The organism is Pseudomonas tohonis, assembly GCF_012767755.2.
Lineage (GTDB): Bacteria > Pseudomonadota > Gammaproteobacteria > Pseudomonadales > Pseudomonadaceae > Metapseudomonas > Metapseudomonas tohonis.
In genome coordinates this window covers 3,672,351-3,696,359 of sequence record NZ_AP023189.1, presented here as the reverse complement: position 1 = coordinate 3,696,359, position 24,009 = coordinate 3,672,351, and the positions used below count along the sequence as shown (strand labels likewise).

17 protein-coding genes are annotated in these 24,009 nt (G+C 65.3%); 11 read left to right on the top strand and 6 right to left on the bottom strand.

The genetic code is table 11. From position 1 onward, the window contains the following. Positions 1-16: 16 nt before the first annotated feature. Positions 17-1,147, top strand: a complete 1,131-nt coding sequence (locus tag HSX14_RS16780; RefSeq protein WP_173178101.1) for a M14 family metallopeptidase — start codon at positions 17-19, stop codon at positions 1,145-1,147. Positions 1,148-1,290: 143 nt separating this feature from the next. On the opposite strand, the gene HSX14_RS16775 is transcribed toward HSX14_RS16780, so the two are convergent. Beyond that, on the bottom strand, positions 1,291-1,854 hold the full coding sequence (locus HSX14_RS16775) for a TetR/AcrR family transcriptional regulator (protein WP_173178102.1): 564 nt from the start codon (positions 1,852-1,854) through the stop codon (positions 1,291-1,293). A 169-nt stretch (positions 1,855-2,023) separates the two neighbouring features. Between HSX14_RS16775 and HSX14_RS16770 the strand changes: the two genes are divergently transcribed. From HSX14_RS16770 to HSX14_RS16730, 9 genes are all read left to right on the top strand, one after another. Further along, entirely contained in the window at positions 2,024-3,172 is a 1,149-nt protein-coding gene (locus HSX14_RS16770) for a MexC family multidrug efflux RND transporter periplasmic adaptor subunit (protein WP_173178103.1), read from the top strand. Between the two features lie 27 nt (positions 3,173-3,199). After that, entirely contained in the window at positions 3,200-6,331 is a 3,132-nt protein-coding gene (locus HSX14_RS16765) for an efflux RND transporter permease subunit (RefSeq protein ID WP_173178104.1), read from the top strand. Positions 6,332-6,336: 5 nt separating this feature from the next. Then, on the top strand, positions 6,337-7,761 hold the full coding sequence (locus HSX14_RS16760) for an efflux transporter outer membrane subunit (RefSeq protein ID WP_173178105.1): 1,425 nt from the start codon (positions 6,337-6,339) through the stop codon (positions 7,759-7,761). After that, complete coding sequence (locus HSX14_RS16755) at positions 7,758-9,281, top strand: MFS transporter (protein ID WP_173178106.1); 1,524 nt, start codon at positions 7,758-7,760, stop codon at positions 9,279-9,281. Before HSX14_RS16760 ends, HSX14_RS16755 begins: the two co-directional genes overlap by 4 nt. Positions 9,282-9,426: 145 nt before the next feature. Continuing rightward, positions 9,427-10,203 (top strand): APH(3') family aminoglycoside O-phosphotransferase, encoded by a 777-nt coding sequence (locus HSX14_RS16750; RefSeq protein WP_173178107.1) that lies wholly within the window; start codon positions 9,427-9,429, stop codon positions 10,201-10,203. A 107-nt stretch (positions 10,204-10,310) separates the two neighbouring features. Then, on the top strand, positions 10,311-11,351 hold the full coding sequence (locus tag HSX14_RS16745) for a hypothetical protein (protein WP_173178108.1): 1,041 nt from the start codon (positions 10,311-10,313) through the stop codon (positions 11,349-11,351). Between the two features lie 368 nt (positions 11,352-11,719). Continuing rightward, positions 11,720-12,145: a DUF1801 domain-containing protein gene (locus HSX14_RS16740; protein WP_173178109.1), complete on the top strand. Its 426-nt coding sequence runs from the start codon at positions 11,720-11,722 to the stop codon at positions 12,143-12,145. Beyond that, positions 12,142-12,951, top strand: a complete 810-nt coding sequence (locus tag HSX14_RS16735) for an AraC family transcriptional regulator (RefSeq protein WP_173178110.1) — start codon at positions 12,142-12,144, stop codon at positions 12,949-12,951. The genes HSX14_RS16740 and HSX14_RS16735 overlap by 4 nt, the downstream gene beginning before the upstream one ends. A 76-nt stretch (positions 12,952-13,027) precedes the next feature. After that, positions 13,028-13,405 (top strand): cupin domain-containing protein, encoded by a 378-nt coding sequence (locus HSX14_RS16730; RefSeq protein ID WP_173178111.1) that lies wholly within the window; start codon positions 13,028-13,030, stop codon positions 13,403-13,405. Between the two features lie 338 nt (positions 13,406-13,743). Here HSX14_RS16730 and HSX14_RS16725 read toward each other — a convergent pair whose 3' ends face one another. The 4 genes from HSX14_RS16725 to HSX14_RS16710 form a co-directional block, all read right to left on the bottom strand. Continuing rightward, complete coding sequence (locus HSX14_RS16725; protein WP_173178112.1) at positions 13,744-14,253, bottom strand: BRO-N domain-containing protein; 510 nt, start codon at positions 14,251-14,253, stop codon at positions 13,744-13,746. 351 nt (positions 14,254-14,604) lie between these two features. Continuing rightward, positions 14,605-17,229, bottom strand: a complete 2,625-nt coding sequence (locus HSX14_RS16720; protein ID WP_173178113.1) for an NACHT domain-containing protein — start codon at positions 17,227-17,229, stop codon at positions 14,605-14,607. A gap of 104 nt (positions 17,230-17,333) precedes the next feature. Then, positions 17,334-18,500, bottom strand: coding sequence for a catalase family protein (locus tag HSX14_RS16715; RefSeq protein WP_173178114.1), 1,167 nt, complete (start codon positions 18,498-18,500; stop codon positions 17,334-17,336). A gap of 69 nt (positions 18,501-18,569) precedes the next feature. Beyond that, entirely contained in the window at positions 18,570-20,447 is a 1,878-nt protein-coding gene (locus HSX14_RS16710) for a di-heme-cytochrome C peroxidase (protein ID WP_173178115.1), read from the bottom strand. Between the two features lie 316 nt (positions 20,448-20,763). On the opposite strand from HSX14_RS16710, the gene HSX14_RS16705 reads away from it, so the two are divergent. Next, a complete protein-coding gene (locus HSX14_RS16705) occupies positions 20,764-22,050 on the top strand; it encodes a sigma-54-dependent transcriptional regulator (RefSeq protein WP_173178116.1) in 1,287 nt (428 codons plus the stop codon). Between the two features lie 357 nt (positions 22,051-22,407). Here HSX14_RS16705 and lpdA read toward each other — a convergent pair whose 3' ends face one another. After that, positions 22,408-23,808 (bottom strand): dihydrolipoyl dehydrogenase, encoded by a 1,401-nt coding sequence (lpdA, locus tag HSX14_RS16700; RefSeq protein ID WP_173178117.1) that lies wholly within the window; start codon positions 23,806-23,808, stop codon positions 22,408-22,410. Between the last annotated feature and the right edge of the window lie 201 nt (positions 23,809-24,009).

The window sequence follows — 24,009 nt, the reverse complement described above, 5'->3', positions numbered from 1 at the left end:
CACGCCTGAGGTAGCCATGAAAATCAGCTCGGACTTCGATAGCGGCAATATCGAGGTGAAGGACGCCAGCAATCCGCAGCACCTGTTGCTGGCGATGCGCCCGGACCTCAAGAGCCACCACTTCCAGTGGTTCCATTTCAAGGTCGAGGGCATGACCCCCGGCCAATGCCACGACTTCAGCCTGGTGAACGCCGGCCAGTCGGCCTACGCCCACGCCTGGACCGGCTACAACGCCGCCGCGTCCTATGACCACGTCAACTGGTTCCGCGTGCCCAGCCACTTCGACGAGAAAGGCCTGCACTTCGGCCTGCAACCGCGCGAGGGGCAGATCTGGTTCGCCTACTTCGAGCCCTACAGCCGCGAACGCCACGACCGCCTGATCGTCGACGCCCTGGCCAACGCCGGCGCCGAGCTGTTCGCCACCGGCAAGAGCATCGAGGGCCGCGACATCCAGCTGCTGCGGGTCAGCCGCAACCCGGCGGCCCAGCGCAAGATCTGGATCATCGCCCAGCAGCACCCCGGCGAGCACATGGCCGAGTGGTACATGGAAGGTGTGATCGAGCGCCTGAAGAACAAGGACGACGCCGAGCTGAACGCGCTGCTGGCCAAGGCCGACCTATACCTGGTGCCGAACATGAACCCCGATGGCGCCTTCCGTGGCCACCTGCGCACCAACGCCGCCGGCAAGGACCTCAACCGCGCCTGGCAATCGGCCAGCGAGGCCGAGAGCCCCGAGGTGTTCTTCGTCCAGCAGCAGATGCGCAAGGTCGGCGTGGACCTGTTCCTCGACATCCACGGCGACGAGGAAATCCCCCACGTGTTCACCGCCGGCTGCGAAGGCAACCCGGGCTATAGCCCGCGCCTGGAACGCCTCGAAGAGGAATTCCGTCGTCGCCTGGTGGACATGGGCGCCGACTTCCAGACCCGCTACGGCTACGCCAAGGACGAACCCGGCAAGGCCAACACCACCCTGGCCTGCAACGCCGTCGGCATGGAGTTCGACTGCCTGTCGTTCACCATCGAGATGCCGTTCAAGGACCACGACGACAACCCCAACCCGGAAACGGGCTGGGACGGCAAGCGCTCCATGAAGCTCGGCCAGGACGTGCTCAGCGTCGCCGCCGCGATGGTCGACGGCCTGCGCTGACAGGCGCCGCGCCCCTGTAAGAACGCCGCCTCCCCGTTGCCGGGGAGGCGGCGTTTTTCTTTATGTGGCCTTCGCGATCGCGCGTGCTGCTGGGGCGGTTCGCTCTTCGGTGGAGCTGGAGCAACCTGCGACCACTCTCGCCGTCAGGCGCGGGTCGGCGCCGCCGCACCGTGGAGGAAGATCTGCTCGAGGATCGCCGCCGAGCCGGATCGGGCCATGCGGCCGCGGCGTTCGGCGTCGACGATGCCGAAGATCAGCGAGAGGAACAGCTCCGAGAGCACCGCCGCGCTGATGTCGATGCGGAACACCCCCTCCTGCTGGCCGCGCAGGAAAAACTTGTCCAGGGCGACGCAGTAGCTCTGCCAGCGGTCGTCCTCGGCCTTCGGATCGAGGGTGTCGGGGTTGTACTGGAACATCAGGAACACCAGCAGCTCGCGGTGCATCAGGTGTTCGCCGATCAGCCTGTGCAGGGCCTGCAGGGGCGGTGCGTGCTGCAGGTCGCCGCCGGAGAGGATCTGGCCGATGACATTCTCGCCATGGCTGATGAGCATCTCCACCAGGTTGTCCCGGGTGCCGCAGAAGCGGTGCAGCGTGGCCTTGCTCACGCCGGCCGCTTCCGCCAGCTCCTTCAGCGTGGCGCGCGGACGCTCGACGAAGGCGACGGCCAGCGCCTTTAGGAGTCGTTCGTCTTGTGCTGTCAGCGACATGGAAGGGTCCCGCCTTGAGTTTCGGATTGGGCGCATTGTGCAGAAAAACCCTCGGGCTTCAACGGTTCAAGACATGATTAATAACAAAAGATTCAAATGAGACAATATTGACTCATTTTGATCAATGAAAGATCATGCGCGCCTTTCCAGTCTAGGGTCCGGGTGAAACATGGGCAGATTGCGTGCAGTAGGAACCGTCTCGGTATGGGTTGCAGCCATGGCGCTGGCCGGTTGCGGGGGATCGGGCGAGCCGGAGGCGGCTGCCGAAGTGGCCAGGCCGGTGGACGTCGTGGCGGTGGTGGCCGAGCCGCTGGTGCTGACCAGCGAGCTGCCGGGGCGCATCGAGCCCATGCGTGTGGCCGAGGTGCGTGCCCGGGTGGCGGGCATCGTGGTGCACAAGCGCTTCGAGGAAGGGGCGGACGTCAAGGCCGGCGACCTGCTGTTCCAGATCGACCCGGCACCGCTCAAGGCGGCGGTTTCCCGCGCCGAGGGCGAGCTGGCGCGGGCCGAGGCGACCCTCTTCGAGGCCCAGGCGCGGGTCAAGCGCTACGAGCCCCTGGCCAGGATCGAAGCGGTCAGCCAGCAGGACTTCGACACCGCCACCGCCGACCTGCGCAGTGCCAAGGCGGCGGTGCGTACGGCCCAGGCGGACCTGGAGACCGCGCGCCTGAACCTGGGCTACGCCTCGGTCAAGGCGCCCATCTCCGGTCGCATCGGCCGCGCGCTGGTCACCGAAGGTGCGCTGGTGGGGCAGGGCGAGACCACGCTCATGGCGCGCATCCAGCAGCTCGACCCCATCTATGCCGACTTCACCCAGCCGGTGGCCGACGCCCTGCGCCTGCGTGAAGCGCTCAAGGGCGGCACGCTCTCCGCCGACGACAGCCAGGCGCTGCGCATCCGTGTCGACGGCACCGACTACGAACGCCAGGGCGAGCTGCTGTTCACCGACGTCTCGGTGGACCCGGGCACCGGCCAGGTGTCCCTGCGTGGCAAGTTCGCCAACCCCGACGGCGTGCTGCTGCCCGGCATGTACGTCCGGGTGAGCGCGCCCCAGGGCAGCGATGCCAACGCCATCCTGGTGCCCCAGCGTGCCGTGCAGCGCGCGGCCGACGGCAGTGCCCTGGTGCTGGTGATCGGTGCCGACGAGCGTGTCGAGGCCCGCCCCGTGCACACCGGTGCCATGCAGGGCGCGCGCTGGCAGATCAGCCAGGGGCTGGCCAGCGGCGACCGCGTGATCGTCGGTGGCCTCACCGGCCTGCAGCCGGGTGCCAAGGTCGAAGCGCGTCCCACCCAGGAGCAACAGGCAGCCCGCCAGTAAGGCCGGTATCGCCGCGAGGAAACATCCATGTCTCTGTTCTTCATCAAGCGCCCCAACTTCGCCTGGGTGGTGGCGCTGTTCATCTCCCTGGCCGGCCTGCTGGTCATCCCGATGCTGCCGGTGGCCCAGTACCCCAACGTCGCGCCGCCGCAGATCACCATCACCGCCACCTACCCGGGCGCCTCGGCGCAGGTGCTGGTGGACTCGGTCACCAGCGTGATCGAGGAAGAGCTCAACGGCGCCAAGGGCCTGCTGTATTTCGAGTCCACCAGCAACTCCAACGGCACCGGCGAGGTGGTGGTCACCTTCCAGCCCGGCGTCAACCCGGAGCTGGCCCAGGTGGACGTGCAGAACCGCCTGAAGAAGGCCGAGTCGCGCCTGCCCCAGGCGGTGCTCACCCAGGGGGTCGAGGTCGAGCAGACCAGCGCCGGCTTCCTGCTCATCTACGCCCTCAACTACAAGGAAGGTGCCCAGCGCAGCGACACCACGTTCCTGGGCGACTACGCCGCGCGCAACATCAACAACGAGCTGCGCCGGGTGACTGGCGTCGGCAAGCTGCAGTTCTTCTCCTCGGAAGCGGCGATGCGCGTCTGGATCGACCCGCAGAAGCTGGTGGGCTACGGCCTGTCCATCGACGACGTCAGCGCCGCCATCCGTGGGCAGAACGTGCAGGTGCCGGCCGGTGCCTTCGGCAGCTCGCCGGGCAGCACCCAGCAGGAGCTGACCGCCACCCTCGCGGTGAAGGGCACCCTGGACGACCCGCAGGAGTTCGGCCGCATCGTGCTGCGCGCCAACCCCGATGGCTCCTCGGTGAAGCTGGCGGACGTGGCCCGCCTGGAAGTGGGCAGCGAGAGCTACAACTTCTCCTCGCGCCTGAACGGCAAGCCCTCGGTGGCCGGTGCCATCCAGCTGTCCCCGGGCGCCAACGCCATCCAGACCGCCGAGGCGATCAAGCAGCGCCTGGCCGAGCTGTCGGTGAACTTCCCCGACGACGTCGAATACTCGGTGCCCTACGACACCTCGCGCTTCGTCGACGTGGCCATCGAGAAGGTGATCCACACCCTGCTCGAAGCCATGGTGCTGGTGTTCCTGGTGATGTTCCTGTTCCTGCAGAACGTGCGCTACACCCTGATCCCGGCCATCGTGGTGCCGGTGTGCCTGGCGGGCACGCTGAGCGTCATGTACCTGCTGGGCTTCTCGGTGAACATGATGACCATGTTCGGCATGGTGCTGGCCATCGGCATCCTGGTGGACGACGCCATAGTCGTGGTCGAGAACGTCGAGCGGATCATGGCCGAGGAAGGCCTGTCGCCGCGCGCCGCCACGGTCAAGGCGATGGGCCAGGTGTCCGGCGCCATCCTCGGCATCACCCTGGTGCTCTCGGCGGTGTTCCTGCCGCTGGCCTTCATGGCCGGCTCCGTGGGCGTCATCTACCAGCAGTTCTCCCTGTCGCTGGCGGTGTCGATCCTGTTCTCCGGCTTCCTCGCCCTGACCTTCACCCCGGCCCTGTGCGCCACGCTGCTCAAGCCGATCCCCAAGGGGCACCATGAGAAGCGCGGCTTCTTCGGCGCCTTCAACCGCGGCTTCACCGGCCTCACCCAGGGCTACACCCGCCTCAACGGCGGCCTGGTGAAACGTGCCGGGCGCTTCATGCTGGTGTACGCCGGCCTGGTGGCGCTGCTCGGCTACTTCTACTTGCGCCTGCCCGAATCCTTCGTCCCGGTCGAAGACCAGGGCTACATGATCGTCGACGTGCAACTGCCGCCGGGCGCCACCCGTGCGCGCACCGACGTCACCGGCCAGCAGCTGGAGCAGTACCTGGGCTCCCGCGAGGCCGTGGCCAACACCTTCCTGGTCATGGGCTTCAGCTTCTCCGGCATGGGCGAGAACGCCGCGCTGGCGTTCCCCACCCTGAAGGACTGGTCCGAGCGCAGCGACGAGCAATCGGCCGGGGCCGAGGCATTGCTGGCCAACCAGAACCTCGCCGGCGTCAGCGACGGCGCGATCATGGCCGTGACCCCGCCGCCCATCGACGGCCTGGGCAACTCCGGCGGCTTCGCCCTGCGCCTGCAGGACCGTGGCGGCCTCGGCCGCGAAGCGCTGCTGGCAGCCCGTGACCAGCTGCTGGGCCAGGCCAACGGCAACCCGAAGATCCTCTACGCGATGATGGAAGGCCTGGCCGAAGCGCCGCAGTTGCGCCTGGAGATCGACCGCGAGAAGGCCCGCGCCCTGGGCGTGAGCTTCGAGACCATCGGTAGCGCACTGTCCACCGCGTTCGGCTCCTCGGTGATCAACGACTTCTCCAACGCCGGCCGCCAGCAACGCGTGGTGGTGCAGGCCGAGCAGGGCGAGCGCATGACCCCGGAAAGCGTGCTCAAGCTCTACGTCAGCAACGCCAAGGGCGAGCAGGTGCCGCTCTCCGCCTTCGTCACCACCCGCTGGGAAGAGGGCCCGGTGCAACTGGTGCGCTACAACGGCTACCCGTCGATCCGCATCTCCGGCGACGCCGCGCCCGGCGTCAGCACCGGCGAGGCCATGGCCGAGCTCGAACACCTGGTGGGCCAGCTGCCCGCAGGCATCGGCTACGAGTGGACGGGCCTGTCGTACCAGGAAAAGGTCGCCAGCGGCCAGGCGGTGCAACTGTTCGCCCTGGCCATCCTGGTGGTCTTCCTGCTGCTGGTGGCGCTCTACGAGAGCTGGGCGATCCCGCTGTCGGTGATGCTCATCGTGCCCATCGGCGCCCTCGGCGCGGTGCTCGCGGTGACCTCGGTCGGCATGCCCAACGACGTGTACTTCAAGGTCGGCCTGATCACCATCATCGGCCTGGCGGCGAAGAACGCGATCCTCATCGTCGAGTTCGCCAAGGAGCTCTGGGAGCAGGGCCACAGCCTGCGCGAGGCCGCCATCGAGGCCGCGCGCCTGCGCTTCCGCCCGATCATCATGACCTCCATGGCCTTCATCCTCGGCGTGGTGCCGCTGACCCTCGCCACCGGCGCCGGGGCCGCCAGCCAGCGCGCCCTGGGCACCGGCGTCATCGGCGGCATGCTCAGCGCCACGCTGTTGGGCGTCATCTTCGTGCCCATCTGCTTCGTCTGGGTGCTGTCCCTGCTGCGCAGCCGCCCGGCGGCCAGCCAAGAAACCACCAAGGTCCTGGAGTGATCGCCATGCACAGAAACGCCTTCAGCGCATCGGCGCTCCTGATCGCACTGACCCTGGGCGGCTGCTCCATGGCCCCCACCTACGAACGCCCCGAAGCCCCGGTGGCCGCGCAATGGACCGGCCCCGCCGCCAGGCAGGGCCAGGCCGCCAGCGAGCTGGACTGGCGCACCTTCATCGTCGACGCCGACCTGCGCCGGCTGGTGGGGGAGGCGCTGGCCAACAACCGTTCGCTGCGCCAGACCCTGCTGGACATCGAGCAGGCCCGCGCGCAATACCGCATCCAGCGCGCCGACCGCGTGCCGGGGCTTTCCGCCAGCGCCTCGGGCAGCCGCCAGCGTGTGCCGGGGGACCTCTCCGGCACCGGTGCCTCCACCGTCACCAGCAGCTACCAGGCGGGCCTGTCCCTGCCCGAGTACGAGCTGGACCTGTTCGGCCGGGTGAAGAGCCTCACCGACTCGGCCCTGGAGCAATACCTGGCCACCGAGGAGGCGGGCCGCAGCGCGCGCATCGCCCTGGTCGCCGAAGTCACCCAGGCCTACCTGACCTACGACGGTGCCCAGCGCCGCCTGGCCCTGACCCGGCAGACCCTGGCCAGCCGCGAGGACTCCCTCGACCTCACCACACAGCGCCGCGCCGCCGGTGCCGCCACCGCGCTGGACCACCAGGAAGCCCTCGGGCTGGTGGAGCAGTCCCGTGCCGAGCTGGAGGCCAACCAGCGCCAGAAGCAGCAGGCGCTCAACGCCCTGGTATTGCTGGTCGGCACCCCGGATGCCGCCCGCTCGCTGCCCGAGACGCCCCGTGACGAGCCGCTGCTGATCCAGGACATCGCCCCCGGCGCCCCCTCGGCACTGCTGGAGCGGCGCCCCGACATCCTCGCCGCCGAGCACCGGCTGAAGTCGCGCAATGCCGATATCGGCGCCGCCCGCGCGGCGTTCTTCCCGCGCATCAGCCTCACCGGCAGCTTCGGCAGCTCCAGCGCCGAGGTGTCCGGCCTGTTCGATGGCGGCTCGCGCTCCTGGAGCTTCATGCCGACCCTGACGCTGCCGATTTTCGATGCCGGTCGCAACGCCGCCAACCTGGACCTGGCTGAAGTGCGCAAGGACGCCGCCGTGGCCGCCTACGAAGGCAGCATCCAGACCGCGTTCCGCGAAGTGGCCGACGCCCTGGCCGCCACCGACACCCTGCGTCGCGAGGAAGCGGCCCGCCGCGCCCTGGCCAACACCAGCAACGAGACCCTGAAGCTGGCCAAGGCCCGCTACGAGGGTGGCGTCGACAGCCACCTGCGCTACCTCGACGCCCAGCGCAACGCCTTCCTCAACGACTCGACGCTGATCGAGACCAGCACCCAGCGGCAGCTCGCCCTGGTCGACCTGTTCCGCGCCCTGGGTGGCGGCTGGAGCGGTGCCGACGCCGCCGTGGAGAGCCGATGAGAGCGGGCCATCCACCGGGCAACCGCTGGCTGGTCCTGCTGGTGGTAGTCCTGGCCTACCTGCCCATCGTCATCGACATGACGGTGCTGCACATCGCCGTGCCGTCGCTGACCCTGTCCCTCGGGGCCAGCGGCGAGCAGGTGCTGTGGATCATCGACATCTACCCGCTGATCATGGCCGGCTTGCTGGTGCCCATGGGCACCCTGGCGGACCGCATCGGCAGCCGCTTCATGCTGCTCGCCGGCCTGCTGATGTTCGTCGCCATGTCCTGCGCGGCGGCCTACGCACCCACGGCCGCGGCCCTGATCGCCGCCCGCGCGGGCATGGCGGTGGGCGGTGCCATGGTGCTGCCCTGCACCCTGGCGATCATCCGTCGCGCCTTCGAATCGCCCAGGGAGCGGGGCATCGCCCTGGGCCTGTGGGGCACCGTCGCCTCCGCCGGTGCGGCCCTCGGCCCGCTGGTGGGCGGTGCGTTGCTGGAGCACTACTGGTGGGGCTCGGTGTTCCTCATCAACCTGCCGTTGATGGTGCTCATCTGGCCCCTGGCCCATGTCCTGGTGCCCCGTGACGAAGGCAGCGCCGCTGGCGGCTGGAAGATCGGCCAGGCGCTGCTGCTGATCGCCGGCATCATCGCCACCGTGCACGCGCTCAAGTCCGGCCTCACGCCCGGCGGCCCGTCCTGGGCCAGCGCAGCCACCTTGCTGCTGGGGCTGGCGCTGCTGGCCGACTTCGTGCGCCGCCAGCTCACCAGCGCCGAGCCGATGCTCGACCTCGGCCTGTTCGCGCGGCCGGCCATCCGCTCCGGCCTGATCATGGCGCTGGTGGTCTCCGGCGCCCTGGCCGGCACCGAATTGACCATCGCCCAGGAGCTGCAGCTGGTGCTCGGCCGCACGCCGCTGCAAGCGGGCCTGTTCCTGCTGCCGCTGATGATCGCCGCCGGTGTCGGCGGGCCGCTGGCCGGCTACCTCGTCGCCCTGGTCGGCCTGCGCCGGGTGGCGACCACCACGCTGCTGTGCTCGGCCACCGCGTTGGCGGGCCTGGGGCTGAGCGACCTGAACGACGGCGTGTGGGTGGCTGGCCTGCTGGTGTTGCTGGGCCTGGCCCTGAGCACCGGCCTCACCGCATCGTCCATCGCCATCATGGGCGCCGCGCCGGCCAGCAAGGCGGGGGCCGCCGGCGCGCTGGAGGCCACCGGCTACGAGATGGGCACGGGGCTGGGCATCACCGCCTTCGGCGTGCTGCTCTCCAGCGTCTACGGTGCCGCCATCCAGCTGCCGGGCGGCTTGACCGAGGCCCTGGGGGACCAGGCGATGCGCTCGCTGGCGGACACCCTGGTCACCGCCGGGCACCTCGACGCCGGCCTGGCCGCGACACTGGCCCACGCCGGGCGCGAAGCCTTCGCCGCGGCCCACGGTACGGTGCTGCTGTCAGCTGCGGTGCTGCTCGCCGTCCTGGCGCTGGTGGTGTTCCTGTCGCTGGGCAGGGAGGAGGGGCGCGAGGCGGCAGCGGCAGGGCACTGAAGGCTGCGCCAGCGCCTCGCGCCGCCTCTTGAACCCCGGCCCTGTGCCGGGGTTCCGCATTCAAGGCCTGTCACAATTTCCACCCATTCAGGGCCCGCCGGCTGCGCTATCGTTGCGCGCTTTCCATCCACGACAGGCGGGTTCCATGCCATTCGTACTGCCCCAGAGCATCGCGCGCTTCATCGACGGCGCGCCCCTGACGCGGGATTGCGTCGGTGAGTCCCCATGCGAAGTCCACGCGTTCGAGCGTGGCAACGACCGCTTCTTCCTCAAGGCGAGCGCCGCCATCTACGCGCCCACCACCTACAGCGTGATGCGCGAGGCCAGCGTCCTGCAGTGGCTCGACGGCAAGCTCCAGGTGCCCGAAGTGGTGGCCTGCGCCGCCGGCGAGGGGCATGAGTTCATGATCACCCGCGCGGTGCCCGGCAGGCCGCTCGCCGAGCTGATGGAAGACGAGCCCTCCGTGTACCAGGCCTTCGCCGAGGCCCTGCGCCTGCTGCAGGCGGTGCCGGTCGACGGCTGCCCGTTCGATTCCTCGGCCGCCGTGCGCCTGCATGAGCTTAAGTACCTGGTCGACCAGGGGCTGATCGCCGATGACTGGGACCCGGACACCTGGCCCGAGCTGCCGACCCCGCAGGCGCTGATCGCCCACCTGCACGCCAGCGTGCCGACCGAGGACCGGGTCTTCTCCCATGGCGACCTGTGCGACGCCAACCTCTTCATCGACGCCCGTGAACGCCTGCACTTCATCGACCTGGGGCGCGGCGGCCTGGCGGATCGCTGGCTGGACATCGCCTTCGCCCACCGCAACATCGCCGAGGAGCTGTCGCCGGCAACCGCCGACCGCTTCATCGCCCGGATGGGCATTCCGGACCAGCCGGCCAGGCGCCTGTTCTTCGAGCAGCTGGACGAGATGTTCTGAGCAGCGCCCGGCACGCTCGTCGAGCGTGCCGGGCTAGCCCATCCGCACTATTTCGCTGGCGCGTCGGGGCGGTGACAATCGCCGGTCCCTCTATCAAGGATCGATGCATGAGACTGCCGCGCCCGCTTTTTGCCCTGTCCGCCGCCTTGTTGCTTGCCTTCTCCCTCGCCGGCTGCGTGCCCGAGCCCTACACGAGCGGCTACGGCATGGACGACCCGAGCAACGGGCCAATGCTGGACAAGATCGACGCCGCGCTGAAGGCGAACATGGCCGTGGTGCTGGTGGCCGACGTGATGCCGCACAAGACGCTGAACGATGCGCTGACCATGACCCAATGGACGCCCACGGTGATCTGGCAGAACGAGAACGACCCGAACATCACCTTCGGCCGCCGCTTCAAGACCAACCAGCTGCAGCGCGACCCCAAGCCCAACAACCTGTTCACGGCCTTCGAGGTGCACATCCTGCCGCCCGGCAAGTACCTGCTCACCGGGGGCGACGACTACCAGATCCGCGGCGTGCTCGACGAGGTCGGCGCCCGCAGTGGCCCGGCCGGCTCGGGCAAAGGCCCCAACGGCACCGCGTACCTCTCCACCGAGCTGTACCGCGAGTACTACCGGGAAGAGGTGTGGAAGGACGCCACCTACGGCAGCGAAATCAAGACCCAGCAAGTCTGCACCGCCGTGCACGTGGCCAGCGGCGCCTGCGTGGCCTGGGGCGAGCAACAATACAGCCAGACCACACAGGGCGCGGGGGCTGGCTACTACCAGCAGACCGACTCCCGGGACGTCCCCTCGATCAAGGTCCAGGCGCGCCTGCCGGCGGACAAGGCGCTGGCCAGCTTCACCGTCCAGGGCGGGCAGCTGGTGCTGGCCCCGCGCATGCACCTGAAAAGCCCCAGCTACGCCTTCCAGAAATCGAAGTGCCGGGCGACCGATGCGCAGAAGATCGAGTGCCCGCTGCAAAACCTGACCGTCTACACCTGGCCGGCACCCATGGATTTCGCCACCTCCGTCATCTCCCCGCGCTACCTGAGCGACAGGCACCAGGAGATGCTGTCCCGGCTCGTGCCCCTGCAGCTCACCCCGCTGCGCCAGCAGGGCAAGGAAGACCCGCTCTGGGGCGTGCCGCTGTCGTTGACCCGATAAGCCTGCCCGGCGGGCGACGCGATTGCAGCGCTGCGCAGGTGGATGGCGCTCTTTCCATCCACCCGCAGAGTGACCGGCGAGCCCGAATGGTGGACCGATGAAGCGCGGTCCACCCTACGCCCGGTTCATCACCCTCACGCACCGTAACCCCCGCGAGCGCTGGGCCTCCGAACCGGCAACAGGGCTTCGCCGCGTAGGGTGGATGGCGCTCTTTCCATCCACCCGCAGAGTGACCGGCGAGCCCAAATGGTGGACCGATGAAGCGCGGTCCACCCCGTTCACCACCTTCATGCACCTATGGCGCGTTGACGCTGGCTGGTATTCAATCGGCCCCCTGGCACCAACCCCCGACGCCTGGAGACAACCCGATGAGCAAGGACATCAGCAAGGAGGAAGAAGGCGCCCTCGACGCCGCCCGCCTGATCGACGCCCGCATCGCCGAGCTCGCCGGCTGGCGCGGTGAAACCCTGGCCAGGGTGCGCGAGCTGATCCGCGCCGCCGATCCGGAGGTGGTCGAGGAGTGGAAGTGGCGCGGCGTGCCCGTGTGGTCCCACGCCGGCATCGTCTGCACCGGGGAGACCTACAAGAGCGTGGTGAAGCTCACCTTCGCCAAGGGCGCCGCGCTGGCCGACCCGGCCGGGCTGTTCAACGCCAGCCTGGAAGGCAACACGCGTCGCGCCATCGACATCCACCCGGGCGAGCGCATCGACGAGGCCGCATTGCAGGCGCTGTTCCTCGCCGCCGTGGCGCTCAATACCGAGCGCCCGGCCAAGCCCCGGAAGCGCGCCGGATGACCGAGCTGCCCGGCACGCGGGACTGGGTGCGGCGCAGCGACCACCCGGCGCGGATCGAGCGCATCGAGGCCTATTTCGGCGGCCACGGCTACGACCCGCACCGCCACGACACCTACGCCATCGGCCGCACCCTTTCCGGGGTGCAGAGCTTCAGCTACCAGAAGAGCCTGCGCCACAGCCTGCCCGGCGGCACCCTGGTGCTGCACCCCGACGAACTCCACGACGGCATGGCCGGCACCGAGGCCGGCTTCCACTACCGGATGGTCTACGTCGAGCCGGTGCTGATCCAGCAGGTGCTTGGCGGCCAGCCGCTGCCCTTCGTGACCGGCGGCCTCTCCGACGACCCGCGCCTGCGCCGGGCGACCGAAACCTTCATGCAGGCCATCGACCACCCGCTGCAGGCGCTGGAGGAGCAGGACGCCATCTTCGACCTGGCCCAGGCGCTGCAGGCCGTGGGCGGCAAACGGCGAGGGCGCCGCGCCTTCGACTTCGCCTCGGCCGAGCGCGCGCGGGACTACATCCACAGCCACCTCGGCAGCAACCTCAGCCTGGAGGAACTGGAGCACGCCAGCGGCCGCGAACGCTGGAGCCTGTCCCGCGATTTTCGCGCGCTCTACGGCACCAGCCCCTACCGCTACCTGACCCTGCGCCGCCTCGACCGTTGCCGGCGCATGCTGCTCGACGGCTTCAGCCTCGCCGACGCCGCCCTGGCCGCCGGCTTCTTCGACCAGAGCCACATGACCCGCCACTTCACCCAGTGCTACGGCCTGCCGCCGTCGCGCTGGCTGCGCATGCACGCCCGCTGAAGCTGCAGGATCGTACAAGAGCGGCGCGGCGGGGCTCGCTAGTCTGGCGGCTCATTCCCCAACCCGGAGCCGCACCATGGCCCTTCAGCCCAATCACCAGAGCATCAACCTGCTGCAGAAGACCTCGCTGTTCAGCGAACAGTGGAACCCCAAGGTCGTCGCCGAGATGAACGACTACCAGTTCAAGGTCGTGCGCATCGAAGGCGACTTCATCTGGCATGCCCACGCCGACACCGACGAAGCCTTCCTGGTACTTGAAGGCCAGCTGCGCATCGACCTGCGCGACGGCGCCGTCCTGCTCGGCCCCGGCGAGCTCTACGTGGTGCCCAAGGGCGTCGAGCACAAACCCTATGCCGAACGTGAAGTGAAGATGATGCTCATCGAGCCCCGTGGCGTGCTCAACACCGGCGAGGAGGGCGGCGACCGCACCGCGCAGAACGACGTCTGGATCTGATCGCCCGCCTGCATCGCACCTATTCGCGACAGGCCGTCAGGGTTCGAACCGGGCGCTGACAGGACAAACACCTGCCGTAGGGTGTGCCGCGCGCACCTACGCTCGGTGCTCCCGGCGAAGCTGAAGCCAGGCTACGCATGCGATCGCACGCAGGGGTAGGGGCGACTTCAGTCGCCCAGCGATGCCCGGCATCACGCCTCCGTGGGAGCGAATTCATTCGCGATAGGCGGGGGCAGGGTGCAACCACGCCCCCCGCCACGTTGGGCTTCGTCCCTCAGCCCAACCTACGCCGCACGGAAACGGGCCCCGCAGGGCCCGTTCCGTGTTCGCGCCGGCCGCTAGAACTCTTCGAGCGGCACGCGCTTCCAGCTCGGCAACTCGCGCAGCGCCGGCTCGTCGTGCACGGCGAGGAACACCGGCAGGTCACCCCGGGCGAGCCAGATCTCGCCCTGCCACTTGAGCACATGCACCTGCTGGTTTGCCCAGCTCATGAAGGCCCGCTTCGGCGCGGCCCCTTCGTCGCGGTGGTGGTCGTACAGCGTCGGCAACACCGCCTCGCTGAGCCAGCGGCCGATGTTGCGGTGCTCCGGGTGGTTGAACCGGTACAGCGCCTTGTAGGCACCGGCATCGCTGATCACCTCCAGTTCCTCGCGCAGCCCGGTGCCGTATTCCAGCAGCACCCAGCGCTTCTGGTACGGGTCCATGCGCTGGGGCAGGCGATAGGGGCGCAGCGCACCGATCATCCGCGCGAAATCCACGGCGACGAACCAGGGCTGGTTGTCGATCATCACGGCGCGCAGGGGGTAGCTGTTGCGGTGGAAGAACAGAGGGGTGTGTGCTTCGTGCATGGTGTAACTCCTAGCTGAGGTCTTTGGAGTCGTCACCACCCGCTGTCAAACGAAGGGTGACGGACCGCGCGGGGTTGACAGACCGGAGCTAGGGCCGGCAGACCACGAAGGTCTCCCCGCGCGATCCGCCATAAAGCGGTGCAGTTGCAAAAACTGCATGCGTACCGATGCCTGCAAAAAACATTCGCCGTTTTTCGCATGCACCTGGTGGCGCAATCGCGCCTAGCTCGTCGGGCTGTCAAACCCGGTCGCGGGATTTACCGCGACCGGGGGAGGATAGGGAGGTGGGGCGGGGAGGGCAAGGTTTATCTAACTCGTAGATCGCTAGTTAAAGGCTGACACAGCCATAATTTATACGAAGTAAGGGCTGATTCTTCGCAGTAGCTTTTGTATTGTTGGGCTCTCAATGTCCTTATGCATTAAAAAATTAATAATATCCTCTCGGATTTTTCTTTCTTCTTCAGCTCCCCCTAAGACGCTTGCCCAAGGTGCATACAGGTGGTCAGATCTACCCCCATCTGCGAATCCTATGCTTTCCAATATGCTTTTTAGTTCATCTGGGCTAGGTGACTTAGCGGGCATGCGTCCGCGGCCAAGTGCAGAAAGGCGAATATAGCGCCTTGCCTGTATGTCTGGACTACTTCCCACCCTAGAAGGGAAGAAGGGTGCCAGTGTTCTGCGAAGGCATTCGATCGAAGGGTCGGACACCTCTGCACTGAACGGCTTCAGGCCTTCTATGGGGCGCTGTAAATTAATCCAATCTCCTTGGAGTAACTTGTTTATGGGTGTTTCTGTTGTACAGTTTTGGAAGACAGCAAAGGCTTCGTAGCTTGTTGAGTCGTGAGCTGGAAAAGGTTGAGATATTAAGTTATCTAAGCCTTCGAAATCGCAGTCTATAAAGGTTGCTGCGGGCGCGGTTGTGGATGTCGTTTCGATGAGTTTAAAGTTCTGAAGAGTGCAGCGCTCGAATGTTATTGGACCTGTGCTTCGGTCTTTGATTGTGATATTGCTAAGTTGGCAGTCTCGAAATATTACATGCTCAAGTGAGACGCCGGAAAGGGTGACGTTGTTTAGTGTTGAGGCGGAAAATATGGCATTGTCAAGATAGAAGGATTCGCCGCTTAGCTCTTGATTAATATTGCAATTAGAGAATTCGGCATGGTCCAGTTGAGCGAAAGGGAGGGGATTGGGTATGTTGAATGTGACATTTTCATCGCCTATTGCGGCTCTAAGTTGCCAGATATTTGCAACTGCATGTTCAGAGTCTGCCCATGTTTCTCCTGAAAGGAACTCTCTCCAAAGTAAAGGAATTGAATTGCCTTTTAGTATGTCGGGCATGAATTCGGAAAATAAATATCGCGATCGATCTGATGTAAAAATAGTGGAGGCTACAGTATCGTCTGATATGCCAAGGCTTGAGGGGTTTTCTTTGAGAAGGCGTGCAGCAAAGGCGCATCGTATCCAATCGCTTAAAAACTGAGGTCGATAGTTTCCAACCGCTTCGGTGGAGTATAAAAGTGCATGCTTTGCGTTTTGGCGGTTTATCGCTACGTAGATTTCTGGGTCGTGCACGGTATTGACGTTGAATGCTTTGGCTGTTAACTCATTAGGGGTAGGTAAATCTCTCTGGTTGGAGGCAGACGCCAGTAGAGCAAAGCCTTTGAGAACTTCTAATTGCTTCGGTGCGGTGTAAGCACTCTCTGCAATGTCATCAATTTTCTTCTGCTCTCGGAGGCAGGCAAATATTGCTGCTGCAATGCAAACATCCATTAGTGTCGGAATGAATAGCTTTTTCCCTAGGTTTAGCGGAAGCCTATTTCCGGCTCTGCGCCCTATAGCAATAGCGGCGAGCCCTTGTATGAAGAATAGAGAGGACTCTTTGCCGACTTCAGGGAATACCGTTGCGATCCAGTTTGCTATCTCGGGGATTTCACGCTCTAATTTTTCATCTGCATTAATATTTCCGAGAAGCTCTTGATATTCTATTGGGATGCTTTTGGAAAAATAATTCCAGTCCTCAAGAAGTTTTTCTATCGTAAAATTTATATATCTTTCGAATTCAAGGCTTTCTGGGGAGGGCAATTCTATGGATATCGTCGTCCAAATGGCTTTTTCTATAGCTCTTGCTTCGGATTTTCGTCCTGAGAGTATGACTTTTGAGTTTTGGCTGGATAGTTTTTCGGTCAGGAGTTCAAGAAGGTCTCTTATTAGTGTGTTGTCATATCTCCCAGAGACTTCGTCGATTCCATCTAAAAATATGATTACAAGTCCCAGCTTTACTGCCTTTGCTAGACGCTCTGCGCCAAGGCCAACGACACCAATAAGTTGAGAGATGTTCTCCCAGCTTATACCGGTTGATAAAGGTAGTTTGCGGAGGGGTATGTATATAGAGAGTTTGTCGGTGCTTGTGTCGAATATGTTTTTTGCTAAGGAGGCTAAAAGTATTGTTTTCCCTTTTCCAGCTTCGGCTTCGACAAAAAGTAAATTGCTACTAAGTGATGCATTGGTCCATGCCGCTATACTGTTATGTGCGTCGCTGCATTCGCTCCAAGGGTTTGGTCCTGTAGAGCGAGAGCGCATCTTTATCGCTCCTCCTGAGAGACCCTCTATCGGTCGAAGAGCCTCCTGTATCATTTGTTCTTGGTTTTTAAAGAATGTGTCCGGTAGGTCTAGTATTCTTTGTAATGCGTATTTTAGTTTTACTCCATCAAATCCGAGGCGTAATCTTGTTGTTTCTGGTTCTGATGGGTCGTTATTGTCGAGTACGATATGAACAATTGCTGCTTGGTCAGGTATCTTCAGTGCACTGAGATTTAAGTTCTCTTTTGCTTCTGTGATGCTGCTGGCTTTTTCCTTGTCAACAAAGATCCATAATGCTGTTTCGATCAAAAAAGCAGGGAGATCTTTTTCGATGTGAAAAAGTTTGACGTCCATCAAGTTCGCAAGTTTTTCTGCTATTACTTCGATTCTGCTCACAAAAAATCCACTCCTTGTGTCAGCTTGGGCTTCTCGATTCCGGCAGGAAGCGTGGCTCTACTTGAGGCTTCTGAATGGTAAGTTTCAGATGTTCGCCTCTCTCATCACTCGCTCTCTTTCACCTCAGCCTGCGGCTGCGGCACGCCATTCCGTTCATGCCGGTACACGCTCACCGTTTCGTACACCACCTTGCGCAGGCGGTTGATGCCGCCGATGGGGCGGTGTTCGGGGAGGGCGTGCCAGGGGTTGAAGGAGAGGTTGTCGCAGAATTCGTTCTGCTCGCGGCTATCGAAGTCCTGGGCCGGCACCTTGATGGTGGCGACGGTCTGGAAGGGGGAGATCTTCTCGCTCCAGGCCACGCTGGTGTCTTCGATGGGCATGTAGTACTGCGGGTTCTGCACCTGCACCTGGAGGGCGAAGCAGGCCGGTACGCGGTCCAGGGAGAGGCGCTGGTACAGGGCGTTGCGCAGGAAGTTGGGCAGGTCGGTGTTCTGCTTGGGCAGTTTGTACTCGGGGCAGGATTGCGGGTCGGGGATGACGCGGTACTTGATGTTGGCCTGGCCGAGCTTGTACGGGGAGACGGAGCTGTACACGGTGTCGGTGGGGCTGTCCGGGGCCGGGGCGAGGGTCTGCAGGGCGATCAGCATGTGGCGGATCTCCCAGGTGCGCGGGTCGAGGCTGGGGAAGAAGGCGCCGACCTTCTGGCCGTTGGCCTGGGCTTCGAAGTTGCTGCGGTATTCGGCCACGTCGCGGATGAAGAAGACGTCGTGGTTGAACATCACGAAGTCCTGTTCGTTGGCGTGGTCCGGGGCGTTGAGCAGTTTCTGGCCGGGCACGTCGAGCAGTTTGATGGCCATGCCGCGGGCGTCGCGGGCGCTGTCGAACTGAGGGTAGGCGTTGCCGTTGGAGAGGCGCATCCAGGCTTGCCAGGTCTTGCCCGGTTCGGCGAGCACGCCGGCGCGCAGGTCGCTGGCGAGGTCCTTCGCGACCGTGACTTCGGCCTTCACGCAGCCATGGGCCTTGGCGTGGGCGTCGCGCAGGACGCGGGTGTTGTCGCGGTGCTGTTCGACCACGCGCACGGCCGATTCCATGATGGCCTTGGCGTCGCTGGCCTCGGTCGGGGGGATCTGTTCGTCGGCGGAGACGGGGCCGGAGAATTTCCAGCTGTAGTAGAGCGAGCCGATGCCCCAGCCCAGCAGGCCGACGACGAGGAGGGTGAGGGTGAGCTTGCCGAGGAGGCGGCCGAGCCAGAGCCAGAAGCGCTTGAGCATGGGAGCTGGAGTCCTTGTTGTTCGTTCCCAGGCCCTCCCCGTGGCGGGGAGGGGTGTGACAGCGGTCTATCAGCCTTCGCAGGCGGGGCCGGGCGTCCAGGGCTTGGGCGCTACCGGGCTGAGCTTTTCTTCCAGGCTCTGGTTGCCCATGACCTTGAGGTATTCGATCAGCGCGAGGCGTTCGTCCGGCGAGAGGGCGCGGCCGATGACGCCGTTCTGGCGGCAGCCGTCGCGGAACTCGTGGCCCTGGTTGCTGTTGCCGGTGACGGAGGTCTTGAACAGGAACCCGCCGGGGAACTTGTCGTGCTTGAAGCCGGCGAATTGCGGGTCGTACTCGAAGTTGCCGACGTAGAACTCCTTGGCGCGCTCGGGCACGGGGGAGAGCAGCTGGAAGAGGGTGGGCACCGAGCCGTTGTGCAGGAAGGGCGGGGTGGCCCAGATGCCGTCCAGCGGGCGGGCCTTGTAGGCGCGCAGTTCGCGCACGCCGATCTTCAGGCCGTAGCCGTCCATCTGCTTGCGTTCTTCACCGCTGATGCCGGCCTGCTCGTAGGCGCGGTCTTCGACGTAGGCGGTGAGGTAGGCCAGGCCCTTGGCGCTGGAGATCTTGCTGAAGTCGAGGTCCTGCAGCGGCGGCTTGCTGAACAGGACGACGTCGAGCTTGGAGAGTTGCTCCTTGGTCCAGCCGAGCTTGGTGATGTCGAAGCGGTGGTCGGCGATGTTGTCGGCGGTGGTGGGGTCGGTGCCGATCTTGTCGGTGGCGATCATGCGCATCTTCCACTCCGGGTCGCGGTCGGGCGCCAGGCGCTTGTCCACCGGTTGCGGGTTGGGGGCGTGGCAGTAAGCGCAGTTCTCGGCGAACAGGGCGCGGCCCTGGCTGGCGCGGGGCAGGTCGATCTTGCCGAGCACCTCTTCCGGCCAGGTCGGCGGCTTCAGGGTCTTGAGGGTTTCTTCCAGGGTGTGCAGGTCACGCACGCGCACGCTGGAGGCGTAGCGCTGGTCAAGCGGCACCGGCTGGCCGTTCTCCTGGTGCAGGGTGAGGCTGGCGCCGACGCCCAGGGATTCGCCGATGTTGCGGGCCATGGGCTGCATGGCGGAGCCGTTCCACTGCACCCAGTCGAATTTCCAGATGTCCCACAGCTGCGGGTAGCTCACCGGGGCGTTGGCGATGCGGTAGTTGGCGGGGTCGATGGCGTCGCCGAACACGCTGTTGGCGATGCGGCCGAAGGCGTCGGTGCGGCCGAAGCCTTCCTCGGTGGGGTAGAGGCCGCGGTGGGTGTCGTTCCAGGCGGTGCCGAGCAGGCGGTCGAGCACGTCCTTGAAGTCGCTGCGCAGCTCGTCCTTGCCCTTGGGGTATTCGCTGCCGAGCACGGTCTTGGCGAAGCGGTTGAACTTGAAGGGGTTGTAGTAGGTGAAGGCCATGCTCATGCCTAGCGCCTGGCCGAAGCCGCCGCCCCTGAGGGTGGGCACGGTGGAGGCGAGGGAGTGCAGGGCGGCGCCGCCGTCGATGCGCACGGCCTGGCCCTTGTAGTGCAGCTCGCCGGTGTGGCACGCGGAGCAGGTGATGTCGAGGTACTGCTGGCCGGTGTCGTCGTCTTCATGGCGGGCGAAGCCGACGGGCAGGTTGCCGGGGTTGATCTCGGTGGCCTTCTGCAGCGGGTCGACGAGGAAGCCGAAGCGGGCGAGGTATTCCGGGCGGGCGAACCTGTCGCTGGAGAAGGGCAGTTCGAGCGCGGTGAACCAGTCGTAGCGCAGGCCCTTAACCGTGGTGCCCTGGGGCGTGTAGTAGTAGGTCTGGCGAGCCTGTTCGTCCCACTGGTTGAGGTAGTGCAGCTGCTCGGGGGCTTTGTAGGTCGGCAGGTTGGGGTTGGCGACGTAATAAAGGACGACGGCCAGGCCCAGGAGGATCAGAACGAGCAGAAGCACCAGCGTGCGACGCAGGATTCGCATCAGATACATCCTTGTAACTAGTGGGGAAAAGCCTACGTTATGCCAATCAATACGACTATTGGCAAGGTGCTATTACCAATGTCCTGGGCAAGGGGCGTTTTGTCGGCTGCGTCATGTTTTCGAGAGGCCGATTCTCCGGGGTTTTTCACTGCGCAGGGCCTGCGCCCGATGGCTTCGGTGTTTTAAGAACCCTTCGCGATGATGCCTATAAGAAATGGTTCCATAGCCCGTCAAAGATATTGCTAGCGTTACAGTTAGAAGCGCCAAACCATTGTTTTTATTGCATTAATCAAAAAATTGGCGCCAAGGATGGGACATGTTGGACACCATCACCCCGACTGCTCGCCGCGTGCTGATGATCGACCCTTGTGAGGAGTGCCGACAGCTGCTGCCGCGCCTTCAGGCCAGCGGCTGGACGGTGGAGAGTCGCGAGTCGCAGCAGGCGCAGGCGGGCGGTTATGACGTTGGCCTGTTGTGCTTGCGGCATGAGCACCTGGACAACCCCGAACGCATCAAGACGCTCATCAGCAGCAGCGGCACCGAGTGGATCGGCCTACTGGGGCGGGACATCGCGCCCCAGGAGCGGGTCGAGGATTTCGCCGGCGAATGGTTCTTCGACACGGTGGAAGTCCCGGTGGATTCCGCGCGCCTGCAAGGGCTCCTCGGCCGGGCCTTCGGCATCGCCCGGCTGCGCGGTCTGGGCAGCCGCCAGGGCGCCGACCACGAGCTGCTGGGGCAGAGCCGGCCGCTGCGTGACCTGCGCAAGCAGCTGGCGAAGTTCGGGCCGCTGGACCGGCCGGTGCTGATCCTCGGCGAGAGCGGCACCGGCAAGGAGCTGGTGGCGCGCACGCTGCATCGCTACTCACGCCGCGTGGGCGGGCCCTTCGTGGCCTTCAACTGCGGGGTGCTGGACGAGGCCGGCTGCAGCGCCGCGCTGTTCGGCCCGGCGGGGCGCCTGCAGGCGGCGAGCGGCGGCAGCCTGTTCCTCGATGCGGTGAGCGAGCTGCCGCTGGAGGTGCAGCGCACCCTGATGCACTGCCTGCGTACCCGCAAGCTGCCGCAGCCCCAGGGCCCGGCACGCAGCCTGGACGTGCGCCTGCTGGTGGCCTCGGACCGCGACATCGAGCTGATGGCCGAGCAGGGGCGCTTCCTCCCGGAGCTCTACCAGTTGCTGGCGCCGCACCAGGTGCGCCTGACGCCGCTGCGCCGCCGCCAGGGCGATATCGCGCTGCTGGCCAACTACTTCGCCGATCTCTACAGCCTGGAGTCCGGGCACAAGCCGCGGCAGTTCAGCGAGGAGGCGCTGACCGCGCTGGTGCGCCACCACTGGCCGGGCAACGTGCGCGAGCTGGCCAGCCGGGTGCGGCGCGGCTATGCGCTGGCGGAGGGGGAGCAGATCGAGGCGGCGGACCTGGGCCTGCACAGCGTGCCGATGGACAGCGTGCTGATCGGCACCCTGGACGACTACAAGCGCCGCGCGGAGTACCAGGCGCTGTGCGACGCGCTGGCGCGCTACGGCAACAACCTCAGCCTGGCGGCACGGGTGCTGGGCATCTCGCGGCCGACCTTCTACCGGCTGCTGCACAAGCACCAGCTTCTATAGGCAGCCAGACCTCGGAGTGTGGATGTAGGGTGCGCCGCGCGCACCTGGGGGGCTGCCGGGAGCTCCGTGGGGAGGTGCGCACGGCACACCCTATGGCACGTGTTCATCCTCTGAGGCTTCAATTCGAATGGTCACAACCCGTCCTCCTGGCCAGGGGGCTTGGCCAGGCTTCGGGGTGCGGATGTAGGGTGTGCCGCGCGCATCTGGGAGTCCGCCGGAAGCCCCGTGCGGAGGTGCGCACGTGTTAATCCTGCGGGGGCTCAGCTCTTCACAGGCCACCTCGCCCAGGGGGCGTGGTTGGCGAGGCTCACATGAAAAAGGCGCCGGAGAGGCGCCTTTTTCATGGGCATCACGCCGTCAGCTCTGCATCGCCCAGCCGCTGACGTCCATGGCGGCCTGGCGCAGCGCTTCGGAGCGGGTCGGGTGGGGGTGGCAGATCAGCGCGATGTCTTCGCTGGAGGCGGAGAACTCCATCGCCACGCAGTACTCGCCGATCATCTCGCTGACGCTGGGGCCGACCAGGTGCACGCCCAGCACTTCGTCCGTGCGTTCGTCCGCCAGCACCTTCACGAAGCCTTCGGTCTCGTGGTTGATCTTGGCGCGGCTGTTGGCGGTGAAGGGGAACTTGCCGACCTTGTAGGCGCGGCCCTCGGCCTTCAGCTGCTCCTCGGTCTTGCCCACGGTGGCCACTTCCGGGCGCGTGTAGATGACGTTGGGGATGACCTCGTAGTTCACCTCGGCCTTGTGCCCGGCTATGCGCTCGATGCAGACGATGGCTTCGTCCTCGGCCTTGTGCGCGAGCATCGGGCCGGAGGTGACATCGCCGATGACCCAGACGTTGGGCGTGGCGCTCTGGTGCTTCTCGTTGGCCAGCATGCCGCGCTTGTCGACGCTCAGGCCCACCGTCTCCAGGCCCAGGCCCTGGGTGTAGGGGCGGCGGCCGATGGCCACCAGCACGTAGTCGGCCTGGAGGGTTTCGGCCTCGCCACCAGCGGCCGGCTCGACGCTGAGTTCGACGCCGCTCTTGCCGCTCTTGGCGCGGGTGACCTTGGAGGCGAGCTTGAACTTCATGCCTTGCTTGGCCAGGGCGCGTTGCAGGGTCTTGCCGGTTTCCACGTCCAGGCCGGGGCAGATGCGGTCGAGGTACTCCACCACGGTGACCTCGGCGCCCAGGCGGCGCCAGACGGAGCCCAGCTCCAGGCCGATCACGCCGGCCCCGATCACCACCAGGTGCTTGGGCACCTCGGGCAGGGACAGGGCTCCGGTGGAGTCGAGGATGCGCTTGTTGTCGATCTCCACGCCCGGCAGCGGCGTGGGCTCGGAACCGGTGGCGATGACGATGTGCCGGGTTTCCAGCACCTGCTCCTTGCCATCGGCGCCCTTGACGACGACGCGCCCCGGGCCGTCGATGCGCCCCCAGCCCTTGATCCATTCGGCCTTGTGCTTGCGGAAGAGGAATTCGATGCCCTTGGTCAGCGCGCTCACGCTGTCGGCCTTCTGCTTCATCATCTGCCCGAGGTTGAGCGTGGGCTTGACCTCGATGCCGAGCAGTTCGAATTCCTTGCCGGTAGCGGCCTCGTAGAGCTCGGAGGCGTGCAGCAGCGCCTTGGACGGCATGCAACCGACGTTCAGGCAGGTTCCACCCAGTGTCTCGCGTCCTTCGACGCAGGCCACCTTCAGGCCGAGCTGGCCAGCGCGGATCGCCGCGTTGTAACCACCCGGCCCGCCGCCTATCACTACCACGTCGTATTGGCTCATGAACTTTTCCTCTATCTCTGTTGATGTCTATCGACCCAGCAAGCGTAGTGGAGCTTCACGGCGCGTCCATCGGCTTTGGATGACGGGCGTAATATCCTCGCGCCTGAATGAGCGGTCAAGAAAAGTTCGTGGGGGTCAGGGCGCTGTGGGAGCGAATTCATTCGCGAACGGAGCGGCGCGCTCAAGTGGCCCCCGCGTTCG